Annotated in this window: 18 protein-coding genes and 1 pseudogene; 11 read left to right on the forward strand and 8 right to left on the reverse strand. The window is 67.5% G+C overall.

Translation table 11 applies throughout. The annotated features are described in order from the left end of the window. Positions 1 to 5: 5 nt before the first annotated feature. Positions 6 to 1,439: an FAD-binding oxidoreductase gene (locus tag ASC87_RS13540; RefSeq protein WP_164492003.1), complete on the reverse strand. Its 1,434-nt coding sequence runs from the start codon at positions 1,437 to 1,439 to the stop codon at positions 6 to 8. A gap of 72 nt (positions 1,440 to 1,511) precedes the next feature. Here ASC87_RS13540 and ASC87_RS13545 point away from each other — a divergent pair, with 72 nt between their 5' ends. Together ASC87_RS13545 and ASC87_RS13550 are read left to right on the forward strand one after the other, a co-directional pair. Then, positions 1,512 to 2,807, forward strand: coding sequence for a pitrilysin family protein (locus ASC87_RS13545; protein WP_056662446.1), 1,296 nt, complete (start codon positions 1,512 to 1,514; stop codon positions 2,805 to 2,807). Between the two features lie 222 nt (positions 2,808 to 3,029). Beyond that, on the forward strand, positions 3,030 to 3,938 hold the full coding sequence (locus tag ASC87_RS13550) for a TauD/TfdA family dioxygenase (RefSeq protein ID WP_056662450.1): 909 nt from the start codon (positions 3,030 to 3,032) through the stop codon (positions 3,936 to 3,938). Between the two features lie 215 nt (positions 3,939 to 4,153). On the opposite strand, the gene ASC87_RS13555 is transcribed toward ASC87_RS13550, so the two are convergent. Together ASC87_RS13555 and ASC87_RS13560 are read right to left on the reverse strand one after the other, a co-directional pair. Continuing rightward, positions 4,154 to 4,585: a hypothetical protein gene (locus tag ASC87_RS13555; RefSeq protein WP_056662454.1), complete on the reverse strand. Its 432-nt coding sequence runs from the start codon at positions 4,583 to 4,585 to the stop codon at positions 4,154 to 4,156. 96 nt (positions 4,586 to 4,681) lie between these two features. Next, entirely contained in the window at positions 4,682 to 5,710 is a 1,029-nt protein-coding gene (locus ASC87_RS13560) for a cupin-like domain-containing protein (protein WP_056662457.1), read from the reverse strand. 104 nt (positions 5,711 to 5,814) lie between these two features. Between ASC87_RS13560 and ASC87_RS13565 the strand changes: the two genes are divergently transcribed. Further along, the gene (locus ASC87_RS13565; RefSeq protein ID WP_056662460.1) at positions 5,815 to 6,240 is read left to right on the forward strand and encodes a hypothetical protein; all 426 of its coding nucleotides are present in this window, start codon (positions 5,815 to 5,817) and stop codon (positions 6,238 to 6,240) included. A 305-nt stretch (positions 6,241 to 6,545) separates the two neighbouring features. Here the strand turns inward: ASC87_RS13565 and ASC87_RS13570 are convergent, their stop codons facing one another. Together ASC87_RS13570 and pmbA are read right to left on the reverse strand one after the other, a co-directional pair. Then, positions 6,546 to 7,628: a TRAP transporter substrate-binding protein gene (locus ASC87_RS13570; protein ID WP_056662463.1), complete on the reverse strand. Its 1,083-nt coding sequence runs from the start codon at positions 7,626 to 7,628 to the stop codon at positions 6,546 to 6,548. A 152-nt stretch (positions 7,629 to 7,780) separates the two neighbouring features. Next, complete coding sequence (gene pmbA / locus ASC87_RS13575; protein WP_056662466.1) at positions 7,781 to 9,169, reverse strand: metalloprotease PmbA; 1,389 nt, start codon at positions 9,167 to 9,169, stop codon at positions 7,781 to 7,783. Between the two features lie 98 nt (positions 9,170 to 9,267). On the opposite strand from pmbA, the gene yjgA reads away from it, so the two are divergent. From yjgA to ASC87_RS13600, 5 genes are all read left to right on the forward strand, one after another. Next, positions 9,268 to 9,816: a ribosome biogenesis factor YjgA gene (gene yjgA, locus ASC87_RS13580; RefSeq protein WP_056662469.1), complete on the forward strand. Its 549-nt coding sequence runs from the start codon at positions 9,268 to 9,270 to the stop codon at positions 9,814 to 9,816. Further along, positions 9,800 to 10,402: a molybdopterin adenylyltransferase gene (gene mog, locus ASC87_RS13585; protein ID WP_056662473.1), complete on the forward strand. Its 603-nt coding sequence runs from the start codon at positions 9,800 to 9,802 to the stop codon at positions 10,400 to 10,402. Before yjgA ends, mog begins: the two co-directional genes overlap by 17 nt. A gap of 183 nt (positions 10,403 to 10,585) precedes the next feature. Then, the gene (locus tag ASC87_RS13590; RefSeq protein ID WP_056662476.1) at positions 10,586 to 13,177 is read left to right on the forward strand and encodes an EAL domain-containing protein; all 2,592 of its coding nucleotides are present in this window, start codon (positions 10,586 to 10,588) and stop codon (positions 13,175 to 13,177) included. A 2-nt stretch (positions 13,178 to 13,179) separates the two neighbouring features. Beyond that, positions 13,180 to 14,307 (forward strand): hypothetical protein, encoded by a 1,128-nt coding sequence (locus ASC87_RS13595; RefSeq protein ID WP_056662479.1) that lies wholly within the window; start codon positions 13,180 to 13,182, stop codon positions 14,305 to 14,307. Positions 14,308 to 14,349: 42 nt separating this feature from the next. Beyond that, a complete protein-coding gene (locus tag ASC87_RS13600; RefSeq protein ID WP_056662482.1) occupies positions 14,350 to 16,584 on the forward strand; it encodes a helicase-related protein in 2,235 nt (744 codons plus the stop codon). A 371-nt stretch (positions 16,585 to 16,955) separates the two neighbouring features. On the opposite strand, the gene cysE is transcribed toward ASC87_RS13600, so the two are convergent. Both cysE and ASC87_RS13610 read right to left on the reverse strand, forming a co-directional pair. Beyond that, positions 16,956 to 17,720 (reverse strand): serine O-acetyltransferase, encoded by a 765-nt coding sequence (cysE, locus tag ASC87_RS13605; RefSeq protein WP_056662484.1) that lies wholly within the window; start codon positions 17,718 to 17,720, stop codon positions 16,956 to 16,958. A 64-nt stretch (positions 17,721 to 17,784) separates the two neighbouring features. Then, positions 17,785 to 18,498, reverse strand: a complete 714-nt coding sequence (locus ASC87_RS13610; protein WP_056662486.1) for an RNA methyltransferase — start codon at positions 18,496 to 18,498, stop codon at positions 17,785 to 17,787. Between the two features lie 164 nt (positions 18,499 to 18,662). On the opposite strand from ASC87_RS13610, the gene ASC87_RS13615 reads away from it, so the two are divergent. Next, positions 18,663 to 19,679, forward strand: a complete 1,017-nt coding sequence (locus ASC87_RS13615; protein WP_056662488.1) for an inositol monophosphatase family protein — start codon at positions 18,663 to 18,665, stop codon at positions 19,677 to 19,679. A 325-nt stretch (positions 19,680 to 20,004) separates the two neighbouring features. Then, positions 20,005 to 20,589: an outer membrane protein gene (locus ASC87_RS13620; protein WP_056662492.1), complete on the forward strand. Its 585-nt coding sequence runs from the start codon at positions 20,005 to 20,007 to the stop codon at positions 20,587 to 20,589. On the opposite strand, the pseudogene istA reads toward ASC87_RS13620, so the two are convergent. Then, positions 20,561 to 22,226, reverse strand: a pseudogene (gene istA / locus ASC87_RS13625) (IS21 family transposase). The gene ASC87_RS13620 and the pseudogene istA sit on opposite strands and share 29 nt — an antisense overlap. A gap of 443 nt (positions 22,227 to 22,669) precedes the next feature. Between istA and ASC87_RS30740 the strand changes: the two are divergent. Continuing rightward, positions 22,670 to 23,989, forward strand: a complete 1,320-nt coding sequence (locus ASC87_RS30740) for an ATP-binding protein (protein WP_162255159.1) — start codon at positions 22,670 to 22,672, stop codon at positions 23,987 to 23,989. The last annotated feature ends 992 nt before the right edge of the window (positions 23,990 to 24,981 follow it).

Genomic DNA, 24,981 nt, shown 5'->3' on the forward strand with positions numbered 1-24,981 from the left:
GCCTGTCAGAGGTACCGGGCCCAGAGTTCGTTGCAGAACTTGCCCTGCGGGTCCACCACCGCCTTCAACGTGCGCAACGCCACGGCCTCCGGATAGGCCCGGTCGAACTGCGCGCGGGTGGCATGCAGCTGGTACGGCAGGTAGTAGCGGCCGTCGTGGGCCAGCACCAGGTCGATCAGCTCGCGGGTCCACTGCGCCACCACATCGCGCGCGGCCGCCCACGTGCGCTGCTTGTGGTACAGCACGAACGAGAACACCTCCTCGCGGGCCCACGGCAGCAGCGACAGCGTGTCGGCCGGCGAATGGCGCACCGACACGTTGACGGCCTCCACCCGCTGCTGCCGCAGCACCTCGCCCATGCCGCGCGCAAACGACTCGAAATGCCGGCGCGGCACGAAGTACTCCTGCAGCACGTAGGTGGACATGAGCCGCGTGCGCGGCTCGAGCTCGGCCACGTCGAGGCTGGCCTCGTGGTTGAGCCACTGCACCACGGGCTTGGCGAGCAGCATCGGGTGGATCACTGAGCGGCGCAGCTTCGGACCACCCGGCAGTTCGGTGACCGCCCACAGCACGTTCTGCTCCAGGCCGTAGCTGGCGCCGCGTGGCACGAGCCGGGCGGTTTCGGTGAGCGGCCGCCCGGTGCGCCGCCACGTGACGCTCACCGGGCGGTCGAACGCCGGGGGAAGCAGGTCGGCGTTGTGCAACACGCTGGCGGGGTCGCCGCGCACGGCCTGGTCGAAGTGGGCCGGGTAACCGGCCAGCGTGGTCTCGGCCACCACCCGTTCGATGGGCACGTTGTCGGCCAGGTCCAGTTCCACCTCGACGATCACCCCCACCGCACCGTAGCCGCCGATCGCCGCGCGGAACAACTCGGCCTGCTGCGTGCGGTCGGCCTCGACCACGGACCCGTCTGCCAGCACCAGCCGCAGCGCCCGCACGGTGTTGCCGACCGGCCCATGGTCCACGTAGCGGCCGTGGGCGTTGACCGACACAGAACCGCCCACCGTGAAGTTCGCATAACTCTGCATCGTGCGCACGGCCAGGCCCAGCGGGTCCAGCACGTCCTGCAGGTCGCGCCAGCGCATGCCGGCCTGCACACGCACCACCTTGTCTTCCGGACGGATCCACACCAGGCGGTTCAGGCGCCGCAGGTCGAGGTGCAGGCCGCCGGCCACGGCCACCTGGCCGCCCATGCTGAAACGCCCACCGCCCACCGCGATGCGCCCCGGCCAGCCGCGCACGGCGGCGGCCACGTCGTCCACATGCCCGGGGACGTCGATGCGGGCCACCTCGACGGTGTAGAGCCCGGTGACGTTCCCCACGCGGGCTTCGGCGGAGGCGAGCACCGGCATCGGCGCCGCGCCGAGCACGCCGGCGGCCGCGAGCGCCTGGACCAGCACCCGGCGGCGGGCCGGGCAGGACGGATCGGAGGGAGTCATGGGGCCGCAGTGTCCGGGGACGTACCACCCCTGTCCACCCCTCGAAGGGACGAGCGGCGCGACAATGGCGTCATGACCTCTTCCTTCCCCGCCGACACAGACACCCATGTCGCCACGCTGTCCAACGGCGTGCGCGTGCTGACGCTGCAGCTGCCCCACGTCGACAGCGTGCAGATCAGCGTGTTCGTGCGCACCGGCAGCCTGCACGAGAGCAAGTCGCTCAACGGCATCAGCCACGTGGTGGAACACATGGCGTTCAAGGGCACGCACGACCGCACGTGCCAGCAGATCAACCTCGATGCCGAACGGCTCGGCGCCGACGTCAACGCCCACACCGACAAGGACCACACGGCGTACCACATGCGCGGCCTCGCGCGGGACGCCGTCCGCTTCCTGCACATGCTGGCCGACATCGTGCGCCACAGCACCTTCCCCGAGGCCGAGCTGGAACGCGAGCGGCAGGTGATCCTGCACGAATACACCGAGGACGAGGACGACCCGCTGTCCACGGCCTACAAGCTCTTCGACAAGATGAGCTTCGGCAACCACCCGCTCGCACAGCCGGTGATCGGCACGCGGCGCAACATCGAACGCTTCACGCGGGCCGACCTGCTGGGCTACGTGCAGCGCCAGTACACCGCGGGCAACGTGATCGTGGGCATCGCCGGCAACGTGGACCCGGAGGCCCTGTTCCGCGAAGCCGAGACGGCGTTCGGCAGCATGCCCACCGGGCCCGCGCACACCGTGGCCGCGCCGGCCTACGTGGGCGGCGTGGCATCGAAGCGCCAGCCGGGGTTCAGCCAGACGCACCTGGTGCTCGGCTACCCCATCCCGTCGCTCCGCGAGGACCACCAGGCCGCGGTGGTGGCCGCGGCGCTGTTCGGCGAGGGCATGAGTTCGCCATTGATGGACGAGATCCGCGAGCGCCGGGGCCTGGTGTACTACGCCGCCTGTTCGGCCGATGTGTTCGACGTGAGCGGCCAGTGCGTGATCGAGGCGTCCACGTCGTCCACCCAGCTCGACGAATGTGTCACCGAGATCTCGCGCCTGCTGGCCCAGCACGCCGGCCGCATCGACCCGGTGGACCTGGAGCGCGCGCGCAACCAGATCACCGTGCGGCACCTGCGCACGCACGAACGCCCGGTGCGCCGCCTGGAGGCCGCGGTGCAGGACCTGTTCGTGTTCGGCCACGTGCGCCCGCGCGCGGAACTGGCCGCCGGCATCGCCGGGGTCACGGGCCCGCAGGTGCGCGAGGCGTTCGAGCGCATGCTGGCGTCGCGTGCGTCGGTGGCCGTGGCCGGCAAGGTGCCCACCGGCACGAACGACCGCATCACGGCGCGGCTGTCGGCTGGCGCCGCAGCCGGCTGAAGCCGGCGGACTCCCACTCGCGCGGCGACCATCAGCCCGGTGCCCTGCCGCTGGACCAGCGGCGCGGCCAGCGTGTTGCACAGCGCCGAACTGGCGCTTGTGTTCGACGGGGTGGCCGCGCCGTGAAAGCCCCCTCTTGCGCATATGGAGCGCCGGTTTCCTTCGTTCGATTCCACACGAACCGCACCTACGCTGAGGTCTCCATCACACCGGAGACCCCCGATGAGCGCCGTTTTCGATACCGCCCCAGCCGCGACCGCCACCACGCCCCTCGCCCTCCTGCCCGTGGCCGGGCGCATCGGCGCCGAGGTGCGCGGGGTGCAGTTGACGGGTGACCTCGACCCCGCCACTTTCCAGGCGATCCAGCGGGCGCTGGACCGCCACAAGGTGCTCTTCTTTCGCGGACAGCACCACCTGACCGACACCAGCCAGCAGGACTTCGCACGCCTGTGGGGTGAGGTGGTGCCCCACCCCACCGTGCCCTCGCGCGACGGCACCCACATCCTCGAACTCGACTCGCAGCATGGCGGGCGCGCCAACTCGTGGCACACCGACGTCACGTTCGACGTGGCCTACCCGAAGCTCTCCGTGTTGCGGTCGGTGGTCGTGCCCCAGCACGGCGGTGACACCGTGTGGGCCAACACCGCCACCGCGTACGACGACCTGCCGGCACCGCTGAGGGCACTGGCCGAGACGCTGTGGGCGGTGCACGGCAACGACTACGACTACGCGGCCACGCGCGTGAAGGCCCACGACGACAAAGGCCTGCGGCGCTACCGCGAGGTGTTCACGTCGCGCCTGATCCAGGCCGAACACCCGCTCGTGCGCGTGCACCCGCGCACCGGCGAGCGCACGCTTGTGGCCGGCCATTTCGTCAAGCGGTTCGTGGGCCACAGCTCGCTCGATTCGGCCAACCTGCTGTCGGTGTTCCAGCGCCACATCACGCGGCTCGAGAACACGGTGCGGTGGCGCTGGTCCGAGGGCGACGTGGCCATCTGGGACAACCAGGCCACCCAGCACTACGCCATCGACGACTACGGCGACCAGCACCGCGTGATGCGCCGGGTGACGGTGGCCGGTGATGCGCCGGTGGCCGTGGACGGCACCCCGAGCCGCGTGCACACCGCCTGACCGGCTGGCAGGCCGGCACCCGGCCACGACGGTGACGCGGGGGACAGCTTGCCATGGCGCGGGCCGGCCCATATACTGTATGCAACAACAGTACTCGGACACCCCCATGCTGACCGACTATCGCCAGACCTACCGCCCGCGCCCCCTGCTCAACCTGCCCCGTTGGGCGTGGAGTCTCTGGCACTGGCTCTGAACCTGCCTGCTTTCGGGTGCGCTCAGGCGTCGGCGTCCGCCAGGCGAATGAACGGCCCGATGCACGTCTCGAGCTCCTCGTCTTCGTTCTCGCACATCACGAACACGTGGCCCGCGGGGTGCAGCAGGATGTAGCGGGTCACTTCTTGCCCCGGCTCCGTGACACGGCCTGAACAATCCTTCTGCCCGTTGTCCCGCACGATGCGGTCCACCCATTTGTAGAAGCCGCTCGGCTCGGGCCGGTCCGACACCGTGAACTCCGATTCAGCCACCTCGTGGTGGCTGGTCACCAACGTGGTGCCATCGGCCTCGATGCGGTAGATTTCGGCGCACGAGCTGTTCGGGTAAGGCAGCCGCCACAGCCCGATCAGCGGGTGGTCGGGCCGCACGGCGGCGCCGTGCGCAGACACCACCGCACAGGCGGCAGCACAAACAAGAGCGATCACGCGTTTCATGGCGGAAGCTTTGAGCAGGCCACGCGAGGGCCTGATGTCAGCATAGCGGCGAATGCCGGATTGCGCATGCCCACCCCCCGGAAACCGGGGCGGCGCTCAGGACGTGGGCACCGTGATCTTCAGTTGCCGGGCCGACGGCTCGTGTGCAAACGCCGCACTGGCCGGACCAATCCACACCGGCACCACCAGCGTGCGCGCCACGCGCGGCAGGTGTTCCTGCAACCACTCCACCGCCGTCAACACCCCGCCGAGCGACGTGAGGTACACGCGATACAAGTGCGCCTTCAACGCGGATTGTTTCAAGGCATCGGCGCAGGTCTCGTTCACGAACCCGGCCCAGTTGGAACCATCGAGGATGTTCATGCACACCGACACCGACGGGGTCAGCGGCCGGGCGGTGTGCCACCAGCGGCTGGGCACGAACACCATGTCTCCCGGGCGCAGCACGGCCCGGTAGCGCGTGGCCTTGGCGAGCAGCGGGAACCGCTGCAGGTCGGGCTCGTTGAGGTTGTCGATCAGGGAGCGGTTGGGCAGCTTCGGGTTCGCGTACAGCAGCGGGCCGTCCTCCGGCGGGAACATCACGAACTCCTTGTCGCCGTACACCTCGGTAATGGCAGCATGGGCGTTCTCGCCGTCGAAATGCAGCACGGGGAACTTGCTGCCTACCCCGCCGATCAGCAGCTTCAGGTACCCGTCGGGGCGGCGCCATTGCGCCCGCATCAGCGGGCTCGCGTACCGCCGCGGAAACGCGTACACGTTCTGCGGAATCACGTCGGGCAACGCCTCCGGCAGGTTCTCGTGCAGGAACAGCCGGAACATGTACGGGCCCGGATGGGTGTCGTCCGAGGCCATCACGCCATCGACGAACTGATCGAACGGCATGGTGTCCTGGTAGCTGACCGCCACCGGTTTCGAGCCGAACCGCTCCTTGAAATAGGCTGGCGTCCACTTGCGCAGCGCGGGCCAATCCGTGACGGCACCGGTGACCACGACCGGCCGGTTCAGGCGCACGTAGTCATCGAGGAAGCGCCGGTACGGCAAGTCTGCCGCCCGCACGGTCTCCAGGGGTTGGCTGCAGCTTCCGCCGGCAGCCTTCGGCGCATCCACGTGGCAGACAGAACTCATGGGTCACCTCCGAACGCCGGGTGACCCTCCCCAAACTCTCAATGCGGGAGTCTGCGCCGCCCCCCGGTGCCCGGCCATGCCGCAAATGAGGGGGCTCGTCTGCCATGAACACGCTGACACTCGACCTGGGCCGCGCCCGGGCCACGTTCAACACGGGGTCCGACCTGACGCACCACGCTGGCGCGCAACCCATGGCCTACCGCCGTGGCCAGCCTCACGGTGATCACCCGCTCGTGGCAGTGCGTGGCGCCGACGGGGTGCTGCGGCAAGGCCTGCTCGACACCGGGTCCACGGCCATCGGCCTCGGCGCACTGACCGCCACCGACTGGACCGCCCTCACCGGCGATGCCCCGCTGGCCCGAACCCCGGGCGTGAGCACCTTCAGCGCGCACAGCTGGGGCCGGGACCTCACCTGCTACCGCACGGTGGCCGCCGGCAGCGTGCACATCGGCGCAGGCCAGCCCCAGGCCGTCCAGGTCACCCATTGCCCCGACCTGGGCTTCAAGCCGAACAACCCCTCATCGGCGTGATCGGCCTCCAGCCCTTCGGCAACGCCACATTGACCCTCGACTACGTGGCGGGCCGCTGGCTCGTCACTGAATGAGCCGAGGTGTGAGCGTGCGTTTCGGGGCATTGCATCGCTTCGCTCGCTCGCCGTGCGGCCTCATCCCCTTGATGGGATGAGCCCGCAGCCAAGAGGCGAGCAAAGCGAAGCCCCGAACCGCGAACGCCAGGCAACAGGCGAGCGAAGCGAAGCCGCAGATCAAGCTACCGCCGAGCCCGGGTCCCCCGGGCGCCCCCCTCGGGGGGGCAGGAGCGAAGCGACGTGGGGGGCTCAAAGCTTCACGGATTGCATGTAGCTGTCGAACCGCGCCTCACAGAACCGGAACCAGAGGTTCTGGTCACGCCGGAAGTTGGCGTAGTCGCCGTAGATCTTTTTCCAGTTCGGGTTGGTGTCGGACAGTTCCTGGTACACGTCCATGGACGCCTTGAACGCCGCATCCATGATGGGCTTCGGGAAGGCAATCAGCTTGGTCTTGTTCGCCACCAGCTGCTTCAGCGCGATCGGGTTGCGGGCGTCGTACTTCGCCTGCATGTCGGTATGCGCGTAGGCGGCGGCCGCTTCCACGATGGCCTTGTACTCGGGCGTGAGCGCCTCGTACGCCTTCTTGTTGACGAACACGTCCACCTGCGGGCCGCCTTCCCACCAGCCCGGGTACACGTAGTACGGGGCCACCTTGAAGAAGCCGAGCTTCTGGTCGTCGTACGGGCCCACCCACTCGGCCGCGTCGATCGTGCCCTTCTCGAGGGCTTGGTAGATCTCGCCGCCCGGCAGGTTCTGCGGCACGCCACCCAGGCGCTCGATGATCTTGCCGGCGAAACCGCCGATGCGGAACTTCAGGCCCTTCATGTCGGCCAGCGTCTTCAGTTCCTTGCGGAACCAGCCGCCCATCTGCGCGCCGGTGTTGCCGCAGGGGAAGTTGATGATGTTGTAGTTGCCGTAGAACTCGCGCATCAGCTTGAGGCCGTTGCCTTCCCACATCCACGCGCTCATCTGGCGGCTGTTCAGGCCGAACGGGATGGACGCACCGATCGCGAACGTGGGGTCCTTGCCGAAGAAGTAATACGGCACCGTGTGGGCGCATTCGACCGTGCCGTTCTGCACGCCATCGACCACACCGAACGGAGGCATCAGCTCGCCACCCGCGTGCACCGAGATCTGGAACTTGCCGCCGGTCATCTCGCCGACCTTCTTGGCGAACACTTCACCCCCGCCGTAGATGGTGTCGAGCGACTTCGGGAAGCTCGATGCCAGGCGCCAGCGGATGTTCGCCTGCGCGTGCACGATGGCAGGCGCGGCGCCTGCGGCCAGCACGCCGGCAATGCCGGTCTGGCGGATGAAGGAACGACGTTCCATGCGGAATCTCCTGAGGGAAAAGGGCAACTCGATCGGGTAGGTCGAGCGGATTCTAGAAGTGCGAAAACTGCGGGTTCCCCCGTGTTTACCCGTTCGTGCCAATGCGTACGACAGCGGGCCGCAGCCACCGCGCCACGAGGCTTTCAGCGCGCCTACGAACCGGCGATCTTCATGCGGTCGATCAGCACGGAACCGATGGTTTTCGTGCCCATCGTGTAGGCGTCGGCGCCCACCGCAACGATGCCCTTGAACATGTCGCGCAGGTTCCCCGCGATGGTGATCTCGTGCACCGGGTACGCGATGCGGCCGTTCTCGACCCAGAAGCCGGCCGCGCCGCGCGAGTAGTCGCCCGTCACGTAGTTCACGCCCTGCCCCATCAGTTCGATGACGAAGAGCCCGCGGCCGAGCCTGCGCAGCATGGCGTCGAGGTCGTCGCTCGCGCCGGTGAGCCGGCTGGCGAGGGTGAGGTTCTGCGAGCCGCCCGCGTGGCCGGTGGTGCGCATGCCGAGCTTGCGCGCCGAGTAGCTGGACAGGAAGTAGTTCTGCACCACGCCGGCCTTGACCACGTCGCGCACCTTCGTGATCACCCCTTCGTCGTCGAACGGGGCACTGCCCTTCGCGCGCGGGATGTGCGGATCCTCGTGGATGTCGATGTGGTCGGGCAGCACCTGCTTGCCGAGGCTGTCGAGCAGGAACGTGGACTTGCGGTACAGCGCGCCGCCGCTGGTGGCCTGCACGTAGGCACCGAGCAGCCCGGCCGCGAGCGTGCTCTCGAACAGCACCGGCACCTCGCAGGTCTTGATCTTGCGCGACTTCAGGCGCGACAGCGCCCGCTCGGCCGCGTACCGGCCCACGGCCTCGGGCGCGGCGAGGTCGCTGGCCGACCGCATGGAGCTGTACCAGGCGTCGCGCTGCATGTCGTCGCCGCCGCGGCCCGGCAGTGACGCGATGGGCGCCACCGACAACGAATGGCGGGAACTCGCGTACCCGCCGCGAAAGCCCCGCGTGTTGCCCGCGAAGAAGTGCGACTGCTGCGCCGAGACACCGGCACCTTCGGAATTGGTGATGCGCGGGTCCACCGTCAACGCGGCGCTTTCGCACCGCAACGCCAGTTCGACCGCGCCCGCGGCGTCGATCAGCCACGGGTGGAACAGGTGCAGTTCGCGCGCGGCCTGCTCGGGGGTGGCGATGTCCTCGGCGTCGGGCAGGCCGGCGGCCGGATCTTCAGCGGTGAAGCGGGCAATGTCGTAGGCGGCGCGCACCGTCTGCTCCAGCGCGGCGCGGGAGAAGTCGGACGTGCTGGCGTTGCCGCGCTGGCGGCCGATGTAGACCGTCACGCCGAGCGACTTGTCGCGATTGCGCTCGACGTTCTCGATCTCACCCTTGCGGACCGAGACCGACAGGCCGGCGCCTTCGGACACCTCGACCCCGGCATCGCTGGCACCCAGCGACTTGGCGTGGGCCAGGGCGTCGTCGACCAGTTGTTCGAACGTGGCGCGTTCGTACGAGAAACCGTGGACGGGGGAAGATGTGGTGGACATGCAGTCGGGGCGGGTCGCGTTCGGGAAGGGAAGAAGGCCGCGGCTATCATAACGGTGACATTCGCGGCGACAATGGGGGTGATTCACGCCCCAAGCCCATGCCCCTCCCCCACGACAACGCCCCCGACTACGACGACCCCGGATACGAACGGCCGAGCAAGACCCGGCTGAAGAAGGAGTCGCACGACCTGCAGACGCTCGGCGAGCAGCTCGCCGCGCTGTCCGACGGGCAACTGGCCGGCCTGGGCCTCGGCGAGCAGTTGCTCGACGCGGTCAACCAGTACAAGCGCACCAAGTCGCATGAAGGCCGCCGCCGCCAGATGCAGTACGTGGGCAAGCTGATGCGCCGCGTCGACGTGGAACCCATCCGCGAGGCCGTGGCCTCGCTGCAGATGGGCCATGCGCTCGACTCGCTCGCGCTGCACCAGGCCGAACGCTGGCGCGTCGAGCTGCTCGCCAGCGACGACGCCCTCACCGCCTGGACTGCCGAACACCCCGGTGCCGACATGCAGCAGCTGCGCAGCCTCATCCGCGCCGCCCGCAAAGATGCGGCCGCCGCACCGGAACAGCGCAACGGCCGCGCGTTCCGTGAACTGTTCCAGTACATCAAGGCCCAGGCCGCCTCCCACCATGACCCCGACGAGTGAGCCCGGAAGCACCTTCGAACCGGTCCGCATCGGGTTGCTGTCGGTCAGCGACCGCGCGTCGAGCGGCGTGTACGAAGACAAGGGCGTGCCGGCCCTGAAGGCCTGGCTTGCCCACGCGCTCGTCAACCCCGTGGAATGGGAAACCCGCGTCGTGCCCGACGACCAGCACACCATCAGCGCGGCGCTGTGCCAGCTGGTGGACGTGGCCGGCTGCCACCTCGTGCTCACCACCGGTGGCACGGGCCCCGCGCCGCGCGACGTGACCCCCGAGGCCACGCTGGCGGTGGCCCACAAGGAACTGCCCGGCTTCGGCGAGCAGATGCGCCAGATCAGCCTGAACTTCGTGCCCACGGCCATCCTGTCGCGGCAGACCGCGGTGGTGCGCGGCCAGGCCCTGATCATCAACCTGCCCGGCCAGCCGAAGTCCATCGCCGAAACGCTCGAGGGCCTGCCCCGCAACGAGCCGCCCGTGCCTGGCATCTTCGCCGCGGTGCCCTACTGCGTGGACCTGATCGGTGGGCCATACCTCGTCACTGACGACACCGTGTGCGCCGCATTCCGGCCCAAATCCGCTCAGCGACGCTGACTCACAACGGTTCCGTGATGGCGCGATGCCCCAGCCCTTGAAGGGGCCAGGGATCGCTGCGATGATGGCACGCAGGTCGGCTCTCGGCCTCGTCACTCACCGCACAGGAGGCGCTCGATGGCCCTGCCCGCCCAGGCCGCCAGAGTTCACCCATCCCTCGAGGCAGACCCTCGCGCGGTGCCAGTGAAAGCCTCTCCCGACGCCTTCCTCGACGCCCTCCAGGACACCCTCGTCGCGGCCTCGGCCACCGGGCCCTTGCTGCAGCACGTGTGTGACGCCGCCGTGTCACACGGGGGGTTCGTCTCCGCCTTTGTCGTCAGCCCCAATGCCAACGTGGGCTGGCTGGCCGTCGAGGCGGCCGCGGGGTTCGAGTCCACGCGGCTCGGCGAGATCCGCTTCCTCGCGAAGGAAATCTCCGGCGACCCGTGGGGCTGGGTGGCTCGCACGTGGCGCAGCGGCGCCGTCTCCGGCCCCCAGGAGGCATCGGCCTGGCCCGCGCTGAAACTGCGTGCCCCCGACGCCGCCGGCATCGCCATCGCGATCCGCCGCCACCACGCCCCCACGAGCGTGCTCGTGGTGTGGGCCGAACGCACGGCCGACTGGAGCGCCCCCCTGCTCACCGCGTTGCAGCGGGCCGGCGGCCTGCTGGGCCTGACGCTCGACAAGCTCCACCTCGAAGGCGAACGGGCCGCGTCGAGCCGCGAAGTGCACCGCGCCGAGGAGCGCTACCGCACGATCCTCGACACCATCGAGGACGCGTACTACGAGGTCGACGTGCGCGGCAAACCCGTGTACCACAACGCCGCATTCGCCCGCATGCTGGGCTACGAGCCGGGCGAGGCACTCGGCGCAGACAACCGCACCCGCCAGACGCCCGAGATGGCAGCGCGCGTGTACAAGTGCTTCAACGACGTCTACCTCACCGGTGTGTCGCGCCACAACGAGGAATGGGAGTACGTGCACAAGCTGGGGCACCGCGTGCAGGTGGAGGGGTCGGTGCAACTCGTGCGCGACGCCCACGGGCGCCCGGTGGGCTTCCGCGGCATCTTGCGCGACGTGACCGAACGCCGCCGCATCGAGGCCACGCTGCGCGACAGCGAGGCGCGCTTCCGCGCCCTCACGAGCATCTCGTCCGACTGGTACTGGGAGCAGGATGCCCAGCACCGCCTGGTGCGCATGGAAAACCGCCACGCGCACACCGACTCCTTCCAGCAGACCCTGCTCGGCAAACCCGTGTGGGAGAGCCGCGTGTTCCTGTATGGCGAGGCCAACTGGGACGCCCACCGGGCGCTGCTCGACGCCCACAAACCCTTCCGCGACGTGGTGATGCACGGCCAGTTGCCGAGCGGCAAGCCGTACTACATCAGCGTGAGCGGCGAACCCATCCTCGACGACGCCGGCACTTTCCAGGGCTACCGGGGAGTCACCCGGGAAATCACCGCGCAGAAGGTGGCCGAGGCGCACGTGCAGCACATGGCCATGCACGATGGCCTCACCGGGCTGCCCAACCGCGTGATGTTCGGCCACCTCCTCGCGCACACCATCCCCACGGCCAAGCGCTACGACCGCCAGTTCGCGGTGCTGTACCTCGACCTCGACCGCTTCAAGCTCATCAACGACACGCTCGGCCACGCCGCCGGCGACCAGTTGCTGAAGGAAGTGGCGCTGCGATTCCGCGACGCGCTGCGCGCGAGCGACGTGGTGGCCCGGCTGGGCGGCGACGAGTTCGTGGTGCTGCTGCAGGAGGTGAGTGGCGCCGAACAGGCAACCACGGTGGCGCGCAAGCTGCTGTCGGCCACCCTCAAGCCCTTCGTGCTGCTGGGCCATGAATGCCGTGTCACGGCGAGCATCGGCGCGGCGCTGTTCCCCAGCCACGGCACCGACGAACACACGCTGCTCAAGCACGCCGACGTGGCCATGTACCACGCGAAGGACCAGGGCAAGAACAACTTCCAGCTGTACCACGGCGAACTGACGACGGCGTCGCTCGAACGCCTCACGCTCGAGACCAACCTGCGCCATGCGGTCGATCGCAACGAGCTGTCGCTGCACTACCAGGCGAAGGTCGACCTGAAGGACGGGCGCATCAGCGGCGTGGAGGCGCTGCTGCGCTGGCACAACGAAGCGCTGGGCAGCGTCCCGCCGTCCACGTTCATCCCCGTCGCCGAGGAAACGGGCCTGATCGTGCCCATCGGCAAATGGGTGCTGCGCACCGCGTGCGCACAGGCAGTGGCCTGGCACCGCGCCGGCCTGCCCCCGGTGCCCATCGCGGTGAACGTGTCGGCCCGCCAGTTCAACGACGACGGGCTGCTGGGCGACCTGCAGGCCATCCTCGCCGAGACCGGACTCGCCCCCGGCATGCTCGAGCTCGAGCTCACCGAGGGCATGATCATCCAGAACGTCCCCCGTGCGGTGGCGCTGCTCTCGGCCATGAAGCAGCTCGGCGTGCGCCTGGCCATCGACGACTTCGGCACCGGCTACTCGTCGCTCGGCCAGCTGAAGAACTTCCCCATCGACACGCTCAAGGTGGACCGCTCCTTCGTGCGCGACCTCGCCACCAACCTCGACGACCAGGCCATCACCACCGCCATCATCGCGATGGGACGCACATTGAGCCTCACCGTCGTGGCCGAGGGGGTCGAAACCCCCGAACAGGTGGCATTCCTGCGCCAGCATGCGTGCAACGAGATGCAGGGCTACTACTTCAGCAAGCCGGTGGATGCCTTCGCGTTCGCGGCCCTGCTGGCCGCGCATTCGGTCCCCGAGGCCCGCTGAACATGCCGCTGCGCCGCGGTTTCTGCCGCGCGCTGGTGCTCTCCCTGTGCACCGCCGGTGCCGCCGCCGAACCACCGCCGCTCGACGACGCCACCGTGGTGGGCCACGTGCAGGCCGGCCGGTTCGAACCGCTCCGCGGGCTCGAATCGGCCGCGCAGGCGGGTGACGTGGTGGCCATGTCCTGGTGGGGCACCCTGGCCGATGCCTGCGCGTTCGATCCATGCGTGCCGCACCAGGCCGTGGACTGGTGGTGGCGCGCGGCCCGCGAAGGCAACCCGCGGGCCCGCCGCGCGCTGTACCAGCGCGCGGGCGATGCCGCGAGCCTCGCGGCCGTGATCCGGGCCACCGGCGAACCGCGGGGCGACGACGACACGCTCGCCTGGGCCATCACCGCCATGGGCCGGCCCGGCGGAGACCGCGACGGCCGGGCCGCTGCAGCCGTCAGCGCCATCGCGGCCACGCGGCCCACCTACCTCGCGATGATGCCGGCCGTGATGCGGGTGCACGGGCGCGCCACCCTCGCCGAAACCCGGGCGGCGGCCGAGGCCGGTTTCCCGGGCGGCTCGCAAGTGGCCGAAACGCTGCGGCGGGCGCTGCTGCTCGGCGGGGTCGATGCCACGCGCCAGCGGCAGATGGCAAACGACGGCGACCTGGTGCTGGCCGCGGTGCTGTGCGAGACCATCACGTTCGTCGAGGGGCTGGCCGAGATCCCGGCCGACCTGCTGCCCACGTGCGACCAGGCGTTGCAAGGCGGCCAGCTGGGCCTGGCGCCGGTGCTGCTGGAGCACCACGTGCGCCAGGGCGACTTCCCGCGCGCGGCGGGGTATGCCCGCCTGTGCGTTGCACTGCCCGTGCGGTGTGTCGGGCCCCTCGAGGAATTCACGCAGGTGTTCCCGGAAGCGGCGGCCCCATTCCGCCGGGACGTGGCGGTGATGGCCATCGCCGAGAACCGGGTACCGGCGAGCGACGAGCCCGACCTCGCGTTGCGCCGCCGTGCGCTGGCCCGGCGCGTGATGCTCGCCGAAGCCGTGCGCCACTGCGGCGAGCGGCCCTTCGACCGCACCACGGAACGGTTCCTCCCGGTGGCGGGCTGCCCCTGGGGAAAGCCCCTCCAGGCCGATCGCGGTTAGAGTGTCGGGTAGAACCGCACCGGCGGTGCCCGTTTTTCCTCCATGCCCGCCCCCAAGCCCGACACCTTCCCCCGCCCCCGTCACGCCGCGCGCGTGCCCTCCCACCTGACCGCCGAGCAGGTCCACCGCATCCGCCAGGCCTCGTACCACCTGCCCCAGGTGGTCAGCCCGTCCGATTTCATGGACGAGCACACCCCGGAATTCGAGGACAAGCTCGACAGCATGGGCCTCATCCAGCTGCAGGCAGCCGTGCCCGGCGCACGCCCCAGCCGCTGGATCGAACCCGCGATGATGGACGTGGCGCTCGCCCAGCTCGACGCGCTGGCCGCCCAGAAGGAGCAGTTGAAGGGCAAGGTCATCCGCGCCGTGATCCTCGAACGCACCGCCGTGCTCGAGACACTCGGCGTGCAGCGCCGCGGCACCGGCTGGGAGCGCAACGCGCGCCAGGTGCTCGCCGTGCCCACCCCGGGCTGGGACGTGCCCGTGCATTTCACCGTGCCGCAGGACGTGGCCCCGGTGTGGGCGTACTACCGCGATGGCGACAAGGCCGCGCTGATCGGCGCGCTCGGCGATCCGCCGGCCTACCAGGAGGCCGAAGGCCTCGTGTCGCACCTCGATGCCGTGGCCCGCAAGGCGGCTGAACACCGCCCCCGCCAGCTCGCCTCGCTGCTGCCCGGCCTGCTGGCCGAATGCGCGAAGGCGCAGCCGCTCGACGCCCTGATCGCCGGCACCTCCCGCGCACTGGTGCGCTGGGAGCACCGCGTGGCCGAGCTCGACACGCTCGACAGCCTCACCAACGAACTGGCCTTCCACGGCTATCCCGACACCTTCGCCAAGGCCCGCCGCCTGGGCCGGCGCGTGCGCCTGTTCGTGGGCCCGCCCAACAGCGGCAAGACCCACGCCGCGTTCGAGCGGCTCGCCCAGGCCGAATCGGGCGCCTACCTGGCCCCGCTGCGCCTGCTCGCGCTCGAAGGGCGCGACCGCCTGGTGGCCCGAGGTGTGCCCTGCTCGCTGCTGACCGGCGAGGAAAACGTCCCCATCGAGGGCGCCCGCGTGGTGTCGAGCACCATCGAGATGGTGGGCACGAACAAGCCCGTCGACGTGGCCGTGATCGACGAGGCCCAGATGATCTTCGACAGCTCGCGCGGCTGGGCCTGGACCCAGGCCATCGTCGCGGTGCCGGCGAAGGACGTGATCGTCATCTGCTCGGCCTACGCCGTGCCGGCCATCGAGAACCTGCTGGGCCTCTGCGGTGAAACGCCCGAGGTGGTGAAGTTCCAGCGCAAGCAGCACGTGCAGCTGATGCCCTCGCCGGTGCCGCTCGCGGCGCTGAAAAAGGGCGATGCGGTGGTGGCCTTCAGCCGCCGCGACGTCCTGACCATCCGCGACCGCATCGCCGCCACCAATGGCCTCTCGGTGTCGGTCATCTACGGCGCGCTGCCGCCCGAGGTGCGCCGCCGCGAAGCGGAGCGGTTCGCCTCCGGCGAGTCGCACGTGCTCGTGGCCACCGACGCCATCGGCATGGGCCTGAACCTGCCGATCCGCCGCGTGCTGTTCTCCACCATGAACAAGTTCGACGGCCAGGGCGACCGTGCGCTGACCGAATCCGAAGTGCACCAGATCGCGGGCCGCGCCGGCCGCTACGGCATGCACGAGGAAGGTTTCACCAGCGTGCTGCACGAGGCCGAGCCGTCGGCCATGAAAACGCTGCGCGAGTTGCTGCCGAAGGCCCCGCGTGCCCCCCGCCAGTTCAAGGCGCCGGTGGCCCCGAACGGCTGGCACATCGACACCATCTCCTCGCGCCTCGGCAAGACGAAGCTGCGCGAGGTGCTGGGCATCTTCATGGGCCAGCTGCAGCTCGACAACGCCCACTTCCAGGTGGCCGAACTCGAGCAGATGCTCGAACTGGCCGACCAGCTCGACCGCATCGCCCCGAAGCTGTCGCTGCGCGAGCGTTTCACCTACGCCCAGGCGCCGGTGGACACCCGCACCGACTCCCAGGTGCAGCAGTTCCTCGGCTGGGCCGAAAGCCACGCCAAGCAGGGCACCGCCGGCCAGCCGTGGTTCCTCGAGAGCGTGGACGAACACAGCCGCCTCGACCGCATGGAGCAGGCCCTGCGCTCCTGCACGCTGTGGCTGTGGCTCGACCTGCGGTTCCCCGGCGCCTTCGGGCACCTCGACCACGTGGTGGGGCTGCGCGAGCGGCTCAACGACGGCATCGAGCGGCAGCTGAAGGGCAAGAAGCCGTTGGCGTTCACGCGCGGCCCGCGGCGCTGACAGCTGTCCGGGATGAATATCCCGTCACCCCGTCGAACGACGGGGCCCACTCTTCGCTGCGAGTTGCGTTTTCTCGCTGCGCGAGGCCGCGCCGGGTCTCGGCCCGGCAGCCGAGTCCCTTCTTGTTCTGGTGAAAAAGAAGGAACCAAGAAAACACCTGCCAGGACGTCTCTCCACGCCCTGACTCCCGGGGTCTGCCTTCCCAGGCACCGCACCACCCGTGCCACTCGCGTCACCCTGGACGGGTCTCCGGCTTGATCATCGGGACGCCCAGGCGCTGCGCACGGAGGGTCCGGCGCGGCCTCGTCAGGGACAAAATCTCACCCGCAGCCAGCAGTGGGCCTCTAGACTGCCAAACCGGCCGCAGGGTGTCAGCGCATCAACTGATTCAACCGCTCCGCGTCGAACTCTTCCGTCGTCTGCGCATCGGCGGGCACGCAGCCCTGCTTGACCGTGGACAACTTCTCGATGGCCGCCCACAGCATCGCAATCTGGTGTGAATTGACAGCGGCGTTGTCGATGAGGCCCTTCATGGCCTGCGACAGCGGGTCGTCGTTCTGCGTGACGCCGTAGGCCGAGAACCCCATGCGGGCGGCCGCGGCCTCGCGCTGGGCCTCGTCTTCCTTGAGCAGCACGCGGGCCGGGTTGCCCACCGCGGTGGCGCCGGGGGGCACGGCCTTGAGCACCACGGCATTCGAGCCCACGCGGGCGCCGTCGCCCACGGTGAACCCGCCCAGCACCTGGGAATTGGCGCCCACGATGACCCCCCGGCCCAGCGTGGGGTGCCGCTTGGCGCCCTTCGACAGCGAGGTGCCGCCGAGGGTCACGCCCTGGTAGATGGTGCACTCGTCGCCGATCTCGGCGGTTTCACCCACCACCACGCCCATGCCGTGGTCGATGAACACCCGCCGCCCGATGCGCGCGCCCGGATGGATCTCGATGCCGGTGAAGAACCGCGCCATGTGCGAGATGAACCGCCCCGCCCAGCGGAACCCGTTGTGCCAGCACGCGTGCGCCCAGCGGTGCATCAGGATCGCATGCAGGCCGGGGTAACAGGTCAAGACTTCCCATGCGGAATGCGCGGCGGGGTCGCGCTCCAGGATGCAGGCGATGTCTTCACGAAGGCGCTGGAACATGAATCGATGGGTCTGGTGAGGACTCGGAGTGTACCGGCGGGTGCATTTCAGCGTGGCACAGGGGTCACGCCGACTTCTCCATGGCCCGGGCGATGCCCCGCAGGATGTGGATCTCCTCGGTGGTGAGCTGCGCCCGGTTGAACAGCTGGTTCAGCCGCGGCATCAGCTTGCGCGGCGCGGCAGGATCCAGGAACCCGATGCCGGTCAGCGCCCGCTGCCAGTGGTCCAGCAGGCCGGTGACGGCCGCCGCGTCCGCCAGTGCCGGGTCCACGGTGCGCGGCGCCACCGGGAAACCACCGAGCGCCTGGCGCCAGTCATACGCCAGCAACTGCACCGCCTGCGCGAGGTTGAGCGAGCCGTACTCGGGGTGCGTGGGGATGCTCAGGCACACGTGGCAGCGGTACACATCGTCGTTCGACATGCCGTAGCGCTCCGAGCCGAACACGAACCCCACCCGCTGGCCGCCGGCCGCGAGTTCGGGCATCAGGTCACGCGGGGTGCGGGTGGGCGGACCGAAATCGCGCGGGGTCATCGCGGTGGCACACGCGAACGTCACGCCGTCGAGGGCTTCGGTCAGCGTGGGCACGATGCGGGCGCGCACGAGGATGTCGGCGGCACCGCTGGCCATCGCCACCGTGTCCTCGTGCACCAGCACGTCGTCGAACCGGGGCGCCACGAGCACCAGGTCGGAAAAACCCATCACTTTCATCGCGCGGGCCGTGGCCCCCACGTTGCCCGGGTGGCTGGTGTTGACGAGGATGAAGCGGGTGGTGTCCATGGGGTCGTGTGCGCGAAATCGTCGTCGACAACGGCCTCGGCGACGGCCCGGTGCGAGACGCGGAGGGCCCTGCGAGGGTAAACTCGCATTATCCGCACGCGGCACGCCCGCGCTGCACGCTCTTTTTTCCCCGCCGATCCCCCTCCCCCATTGCAGGTGCACCCATGTCCCAATCGCTCCACCCGATGCTCAACGTCGCCATCAAGGCCGCGCGCGCTGCCGGGTCGCTGATCAACCGGGCCTCGCTCGACCTGGACCTGCTCAAGATCAGCACGAAGTCCCCGAACGACTTCGTCACGGAGGTGGATCAGAAGGCCGAAGAGGTCATCATCGAGACGCTGCTCGGGGCCTACCCGGGCCACGGCATCCTGGCCGAAGAATCAGGCCGCACCCACGGCGCCCCCGACAGCGAATTCGTCTGGATCATCGATCCGCTCGACGGCACCACCAACTTCATCCACGGCTTCCCGTACTACGCCGTGTCCATCGCCCTCGCGTACCGCGACCAGGTGCAGCAGGCCGTCGTGTACGACCCCACCCGCAACGACCTGTTCTATGCGTCCAAGGGCCGCGGCGCGTACCTCAACGACAAGCGCATCCGCGTCTCGAAGCGCACCCGCATGTCCGACTCGCTGATCGGCACGGGCTTTCCGTTCCGCAAGGGTGACAACTTCAAGCGCTACATGAAGATGTTCGAGGACATCATGGTGAGCTGCGCCGGCGTGCGCCGCCCGGGCGCGGCCGCCCTGGACCTCTGCTACGTGGCCGCCGGCTACTACGACGGCTTCTTCGAAACCGGCCTGAACCCGTGGGACATCGCCGCCGGGTCGCTGATGATCACCGAGGCCGGCGGCCTCATCGGCAACTTCACCGGCGAATCCGACTTCATGTACCAGCGCGAAGTGATGGCGGGCAACCCGCGCATCTACGCCCAGATGGTGAGCCTGCTGTCGAAGTACACCCGTGTGATCGCCGACGACGCGAAGCCCGGCATCGGCGCCGAACCCCTCGATGCGGCCGACCACGACGCCAAGTCCTTGCCCGACTGGAGCCCCGAGGCGGCGCTGGCCAAGGCCGAAGCCGAGGCGCAGACGCCCGAGGCCCGTGCAGCCGCCCTCAAGAAGCGCGCCGTGCGCATCCGCAAGGCGGACGTGACACCGACGGACGACAACGCCCGCTGACCCGGTCGGTTGTCCACGCGTACCGAAGCCGTGCCGGGTGCACGGCTTTTTTCATTGACGCCCGGTGCTGTCCACCGTGTGTCCACAGCGGGCCCCCAGCGAATACAGAGCTTGTCCACAGGGTTGGCCACAGCTGCGGCGCGGGGCGGGCACCCACGCTGTGTGGCCCAGACGCCGCAAGCCTTGTTGTTTTTATTGCAAGTCTCGACATAAACGCACACAAATCTTCACGTGTCACGTCTGTAGAGGGACCTCAAGGCACGGGCTCCGGTAGCATCCGCGTCGCCCGATCCGGGAGTCCCAAATCCGAACAACGGACCAGCTCATGAACAAGGTTTCGATCGCCACTGCCCTCCTTCTCGCCTTCGCTGCCGCGGGTGCCTCCGCCGCCCCGGGCGACGAAGAACTTCCCGGCCCCTACCTCGGCGCCGCCGTGGGGGCATCGCACTACAAGTTCAACTTCGACTGCGCCAGCGGCGTCGAGTCGTGCGACAAATCGCCGAACGGGTTCAAATTCTTCGGCGGCCTGCCGATGACCAAGTACCTCGCCCTCGAACTGCAGTACATCCAGTACGGCAAGGCAGAGGCCAGGGACGGCTCCACCACCCTCTCGGGTGAAGGCCGGCACTTCGGCCTCGGCGTGGCCGCGACGAAGAACTTCGGCACCCGCCTGACGGGCACCGCCCGCGGCGGCCTCGCCTCGAACAAGTTCAAGATCAGCGGTGGTTTCGGCGGTCAAAGCGACACCTTCTCCGAGAACAAGGTGTCGTACTACGTGGGTGGCTCGTTCGGCTTCCGCGTGACGCAGAACCTGACGGTCGAAGGCGGCCTGGACATGACGCGCTTCGAGTTCCTCGGCACGCACGCCACTGCACGGATGCTCAGCCTGGGCGTGCGCAACGCATTCTGAGCGTCGCTTCCCCGGAAAAAGCCGTGCCCTCGCACGGCTTTTTTTGTTTCTGGCGAGGCTCTGCTGAACGTGCGCCGCCGCGTGCAGGACAATACCGAGTTCGGTCCTGCGGGCTGCGGATGAGGTCGTGGCTTTGCGTGGTCACCGTCGCCTGCGCGGCCGGGCCGCCGTCCACGCGCTGCAGCGCATCGGCCACCAGACGCTCGGTGATGGTCTTGACGTGGCGGTAGCTGTGCAGACCGCCGTCGAGGGCCTGAGCTCAGGCGGCGTCCACCATCTGCCGCGGGTAGCGGTCGGCCAGGTGAACGATGCCCCACAGCTTGCGCTGACCAACCCGGCCCTCGATTGCAAACAGCAACTGGCACAGCCGCGCGGCCTGCGCCCCGATTGCATCGGCCTGCTTCAAGATGAAGCGCCTCTCGCGTGAGGGATTGAAGACGCGTTCGGCCTCGGGCAGCACCACGGTGCCGGGTCGCTCGGCACGGCTGTGCGTGCGCAGCAGCGCCTGGGTCTGCAGGTCGCGGATCTCCAGCCGGCGCGCGTACGGCCGAACCAGCACCTTCGAGCCAATAGTGGCCGGTCGTGCGGCGTAGCTGCAGTGCGCCACCCGAACACAGCCGTCGTCGCACACCGTGCGCTCCACGTCGGTGAAGTACTGCATGGGCATCACGGCCAGCGGCTGCAGGTGGGCGCGTTCCTCCTCGAACATGGCCTGCACCTGGCGGCGCTCGGACCCGTGGATGCGCGAGGCAGCCCACTTGCTCTCCCAATGCTCCAGGTAGGCGTTCTGCTCCTCGATGGACTCGAACCGCTTGCCCTTGAGCGCGGTAGCCGGCGTATGGCCGATGGCGTTCTCGACGGTCCCTTTGCGATTGGGGTCGCGCACCCGGGCAGGGTCGGCCACGACCTCGTAGTGGGCCAGCGTGGCGGCGTACACCGGGTTGAGCAGTGGCTCGTACAGGTCGGGCTTGAGCACGCCCTCCTTGAGGTTATCCAGGACCACGTAGCGGCACGAGCCGCCGAAGTAGCGCCAGGCCTGCTCGTGCAGCTCGGCCCAGATCTGCTGGCCCGATTGCCAGACCACGCGGAGGAAGCTGCGCCGGGAGTAGCGCAGCGTGGCCACGAACAAGCGGGGCTTGCGGTAGCGATCGGTACCGGGCACGCGCGTGGGCGCGCCTTCGCCGTAGTCGACCTGCATCTCCTCCGCCGGGCAGGAACGACAGGCGGTCGAACTGTTCGGGCCCACCACGCACCCGGGTGCGGACCACGAAGCGCTTGACCGAGTTGTAGCGCCCGGCAAAGCCATGCCCGTCGACCAGCTCCTGGTAGATGGCCATAGCGTTCCGGCCGAGCCTGAGCTGGGCCTCGATGAAGGCCCGGTGCGGCTCGCAGAACGAGCCCGCGGCTCCTGTTGAAGTCGGTGGCCGGGGTGGAGCAGTTTGCGTGGCCAGGTCGGCGACCGGGTCGGTGGCCACCCCGGGGCAGTTTGGAGGTTCCTCCCCGGCGTCAAAGCCCTGGGCCCAGGACCGCATGGTGTGGCGGGAGATGCCGGTGCGCCGCTCGATCTCTCGCTGGCTGTTGCCAGCCTTGAGCAGCGTCCAGATGGTGGTTTGCAAATGTGGCTTCAAGACGTTCACCTCGTTCAGTCCCCCTCGTGTCCAAGGGGGCGAAAGTTACGTCCCGCTCGTCAGGGCTGAGGCGCCTGACACACTGTTCTCAGTGCTTCAGTTCACCCCGGCCAGGTGGAGCGTGCTTGAAACTGGCGAGCGCGGCCACCGTCTCAGTCCTGACGTTGTAGGTTCGGCGCCCGTAGGTCACTTCCTTCGCGAAGAACGGCAGCAGCAGGCCGAAGCCCCGTCGCCCGCCACCCGCTGATTGCCGCTGCCCGATTCGGCCCTGCGAATGAACGGCGCCAACCCCGTTGGGAACACGTCATGGAGAACCTCGTCCCGCTCTCGCTCGACCCCGAAGACGGTGAGCATTCGGTCCATCCGAGTCACGGGCAGGTAGTTTGAACACATGCCGGCATCGTAGCGGACCGCGTAGACTGCTAGCCACACTTACCCGAAGAACAACCACCGTGCCAACTGTGAAAAATGCGACTGCGCGAGCCGAGGGAATTACCCATCCTACGGCCCCGCGACGCCTGCACCTCAAAGTCAAAGACTTTTCTTGCCTAGCAGAAGCAGACATCAGAATAAATCGCTTCACAGTCCTGATTGGGCCTCAGTCAAGCGGAAAAAGCCTCCTGTCGAAACTAATCTTCTTCTTCAATCAGGCATTTATATCGCTGAGAAACTCCGCCACTCTAAAAGGCGATGAAGATTCATTCAAACTGTACCTTCGCGACACATTCTCCGAATGGTTCCCAATATCCGCCTGGGGCAGCAAAAAGTTTACGATCGAGTTTTCGCACGCCGATCTGCAAATAAAAATAATAAGATCAACATACAACGATGCCATCAACGATAAGTTGAGGATAAGCCTATCCCCACTTGTTAAGAAGATACTTTCGGCACGCGATAAATTCCTGGCAGAAGACGATCAAGCAGCCAAGAAAAGCGTCGAGGGAGAATTCGACAATCAATCCTTCTCAACACCCGATAAATTGCGAGCAATGATGCGGGAGGCAATGAAGGAAAGCTATCTTGCTAGTCAGCTATTCGTCCCGGCGGGACGATCCTTCTTCACTAGCATGGGCACGACAGTTGCCGCTTTTCGACAGGCACGATTGCTGGACCCCGTTACTTTAGCTTTCGGAGAAGTAATGACGCGATACCGAGATCGCGGCGGCTTCGCAGTATCGATGGGCGCGGGTCCGAGACATTTCCAGGCGGTAGAAAAACTATTAGGCGGAGTTGTTCGATTCGGCCAAAGCGGTGACTTTCTCGTCACTCCAGACGGTCGTACCGTTCCCTTCTCATCTCTTTCTTCTGGCCAGCAAGAGTTACTACCCCTTCTGCTGACCCTGTCGCCTTTTCTGTCTCCGCTTCCGAGCAGCGTCGGCCGTAGATTTGTGTGTGTGGAGGAGCCGGAGGCACACCTATTTCCATCCGCGCAGAGTTCAGTTGTTGGGCTACTAGCTTCCGTTACTTCCGGCCTCCGGAACGACTTGCTGATAACGACTCATAGTCCATATGTACTCGCAAAAATAAACAATCTTATTGTCGCCGGCAAAATAATCCGGAACGCCACCAGCGAGCGTAGAGCCGCGCTCTCGAAAATCGTCGAACCGCGCCACTGGCTACAAAATATGAGCGTTTCGGCATACGCAATACAAGGCGACTCGACCGTCGACATCATCGACGCAGATGGCCTAATTGCTGCAGACTATTTAGACGAAGTCTCTGGCCATATTTCGGAAGAATTCAACAACCTCCTGGAACTGGGAGAAATGTGATGGCGTGGTGTAATTGCACTTCGGTAGAAACCGGATCTCGAATCAGCGTCTCCGATGCCAGATCAAAATGTAAGGCCATATTCGAGAACGCCGAAAACCTTCCCATAGAAAAGACTCAGTGGGACAAGTGCGTAAAAATACAGGAAACCGCCGCAGATTGGATCTTAACCTGTGGTGTTCGGGGACAAGTTATCGTAGAGCTCAAAGGAAAAAATGTTGAGCATGCTTGTGCGCAAGTAATGGCGAGTGCAGCGGACCTAAAGAGTATGGGCGCAATCCACGAACAGATAGGCGCAGTCATAGTATGCACCCAATATCCAGCTATTGACACGCGAGTCCAACGTGCGAAGATCGAATTCCGAAAGCAGTACGGCGGCCCGCTAAATGTATACAGCCGCTACCGAGAGTTGACGTATGAGGCCGCGGTTTCATCCAAAAAGACCAAGTAGATCCGGTGTTCGCTGCGCACGGCCGTTTCCGGTCCGTGCACTGGTTGCGCGGCGCCGTGTGCTCGGGTCGCGAGCCGTGTCGCAATTGCGGCGCATAGGGCTGTGCGCGGCAGATCGACGCGAGATACTCGGAGGCGACTCGACATGAGCAAGGTCAGTCGGCACCCCGCGGTGACGCGCACAACGCAGGACTCAACGGAATTTCCCGAGAAGCTTGCAGCTGGGATCGCGCGCAGGCAAGAGGGCATGTTCCTGCCTGATTGCTTCAGCGCCTGGGCGCGCTGCCTGATTCACAAATCGGCGCGATGCACATGAACTCAATCATTCACGCTCCGCCCCTCCTAGTCGATCAAGAACTGGCAGCCCAGGCTCTAGGCGTTAGCGAACGCACACTGGAGAATCTCGTAGCTGCTGGAGATCTTCCGCCCCCGCGAAAGATCAGCAAGCAGCGCGTTGGTTGGCTCTGGCGCGGGCTAATGAATTTTGCTGAGACTCGCCCGGTCAGCGACCTGCCACCTGGCCCTGGCCGGCGACGCCAGCACC

The organism is Rhizobacter sp. Root1221 (genome assembly GCF_001425785.1).
Classification (GTDB): domain Bacteria; phylum Pseudomonadota; class Gammaproteobacteria; order Burkholderiales; family Burkholderiaceae_C; genus Rhizobacter.